Here is a 2522-nt window from a genome sequence, read left to right on the forward strand (position 1 = left end):
ATACCGACCGGTCGGTGAATTTTAGGGAGGGGTGGTGCCGCACGGAAGCCCGATTCCCTGCGGACAAACCCGAGGCGGCGAGCGCCGGGTCCGTCATCTGCATGACGCGATCACGCGCTCCAGCCGCGACACTGCGGCGCGAGCACGCCTGTGAGGAGAACCTGCTTGAAGACGCATGCCATGGATGCAAGCACGCTGGCCGACGTGGCCGAGGCGCTGCCCCCGTCCGCCATTGCCGATGTCGATGCCGATGAAGACCACCCCGAGCTGCCCTGGCGCGCGCGCGGCCGCCTGCCGCTGCCGGTGTGGCTGTCGATCGTGGTGCCCTCGGTGAGCATGGTGCTGGCGCTGCTGCTGGCCAGCGCGGTGGATGCGCTGCCCCGCGCGGGCGTTGGCGCCACCCGCGTGGCCGTCAGCTGCGATGCGCCGCCTGCATCCGCCACAGGCGCGGCGACCGGCGGTAGCGGCTGTCGCCGTAGTGCTGTTGCAGGTGCTCCAGCACGCTGATCACACGCTGCACGCCCAGCTGCTCGCCCCAGGCCAGCGGCCCTTGCGGATGGCCGGCGCCCAGCACCATCGCGATGTCCACATCGGCCGGCAAGGTGCCGGTCCAGGTGCACAGCTCGGCCGCTTCGTTCACCAGGCAGCAGGCCACACGCATCACGGCCAGGCCGGCCACGTCGTCCAGCGCCAGCAGCTCCACGCCCGCCGGCTGCAGCGCCGCGGCCAGGCCGGGCAGCAGCTCATGGTGGCCGGTGCTGGCGGCCGCACCCAGCACGCGGGTGGTGGCGAAATCGCGCGCCAGGTCCAGCAGCAGCAAGGGCTCACCCTGACCTCGGCAGGTGGCGGTGCGGCCATCGGTCAGCGCCACCGTCACCTCGTCCACCGCCAGGCTTTCCGGCGGCAGTGAGCCGTCGGACACCACCACCTGACCACCGGCACGCAGCCGCTCGACCAGCGGCGCCAGCAGGCCCGGCTGCGACGAGCTGCGCAGCGTGGGCCGCAGCGGCGCCGGTTCCACCGCCACGGCGGTGGGCGTGGCCGCGTCCAGCTGGTAGTCGTAGAAGCCACGCCCGCTCTTGCGGCCCAGGCGGCCGGCATGCACCAGCTCCTGCTGCAGCGGGTGGGGCGCATAACGGCTGTCGAACTGCGTGGCGGCGAAGATCGATTCGCTGACCGCCAGGTTGACGTCCACGCCGATCAGGTCAATGAGCTGGAACGGCCCCATCGGAAAGCCGCCCGCCTCGCGCAGCAGCTGGTCGATCACCGGCGCGGGCGCCAGCTGCTCGCTCAGCAGCCGCAGGCTTTCGGCATAAAACGGCCGGGCCACGCGGTTGACGATGAAGCCCGGCGTGTTGGGCGCATCCACCGGCGTCTTGCCCCAGGCGCGGCTGAGCTGGCTGACGGCATCGGCCACCGCATGGTCGGTGTCCAGCCCGCGCACCACTTCCACCAGGCGCATGCGCGGCGCGGGGTTGAAGAAGTGCCAGCCGACCACGCGGCCCGGGTGCACCAGGCCATGGGCGACGGCGGTGATGGAGATGGACGAGGTGTTGGTGGCCAGCACGGTGGCCGCCGGCAGCCACTGCTCCAGCTGGCGGAAAAGGGCCTGCTTGACTTCCAGCCGCTCGGCCACCGCCTCGACCACCAGGCCGCAGCCTTCCAGGCCGGCGATGGAGTCGACCAGCGACAACCGCTCGAGCACCGCGCTGCGCTGCGCCGGCTGCAGCCGGCCGCGCTGCACCGCGGTGGCCAGGTCATTGCCGATGCGCTGCAAGGCCGCCTGCGCCACGCCGGGCTGCGCATCGAACAGGCGCACCGCATGGCCGGCCTGCGCGGCCACCTGCGCAATGCCCACCCCCATGCTGCCGGCGCCCACGATGCCGACGACGGTATGGGCGCCCAGCAGCGCAGCAGCTTCCGGCATGGCGTGGTCCTTGCATTGATTGGAATGCCCTGGATGGTAGGGCTGCCAAGCCACCCCGCGCTTGCGGGGACGACAGAAGTTGGACAGCCATGCACCATCTTGGGCTCGGGGTTGCGATGCGGCCCCAACCGGTTTACCGGGAGGAAAAGCAGGCGTTGCGCTCAGCGTGACGACATTGCGAGGAAAAGGGGCCTTGGCTTGGATGCTGAGGCCCCTTTTTCATTGGGTGCTGTTGCTGTGGGTTTGGTGGGCTTTCAACACCCTGGGTGGTGATTGGCTGGTGTTGCACAGAGTCGTGCGGGGGCTCGGCGCTGAGGACACCCTGGTGCGGGTGGCGCTGTTTGCGCAGGGCCGTGCGGGCGGGCCCGGGGGCTTAGCTTCCGCGGTCCGCGCGTAGCGCGGACTGCCCTGCGCTACTCGGGTGGGTGGCCCGCGGTCCAACTCGCTACGTTCGCTGCGCTCACTGTGCTCGGACAACGACCGCGAGTCAGTTCACGAGGCGCGCTGCGCGCGCGGCCACCCACCCTGCGTTGCTCGGCGCTCCAGATGCGCCCCCGAGCCCACCCGCACGGCCCTGCGCAAAAGTCCACCCGTG

The 2522-nt window shown here is 71.0% G+C and carries 2 protein-coding genes; one reads left to right on the forward strand and one right to left on the reverse strand.

Features of this window, described 5'->3' with window-relative positions; genetic code table 11:
- The first annotated feature begins 165 nt into the window (after window positions 1-165).
- Window positions 166-507, forward strand: coding sequence for a hypothetical protein (locus ABNT58_RS04440; protein WP_348752300.1), 342 nt, complete (start codon window positions 166-168; stop codon window positions 505-507).
- On the opposite strand, the gene ABNT58_RS04445 is transcribed toward ABNT58_RS04440, so the two are convergent.
- Entirely contained in the window at window positions 413-1927 is a 1515-nt protein-coding gene (locus tag ABNT58_RS04445) for a 3-hydroxyacyl-CoA dehydrogenase (protein WP_348752301.1), read from the reverse strand. The two genes, ABNT58_RS04440 and ABNT58_RS04445, sit on opposite strands and share 95 nt — an antisense overlap.
- Window positions 1928-2522 lie beyond the last annotated feature (595 nt).

Origin of the sequence: uncultured Aquincola sp. (assembly GCF_964001545.1) — a bacterium.
GTDB lineage: Bacteria > Pseudomonadota > Gammaproteobacteria > Burkholderiales > Burkholderiaceae_C > Aquincola.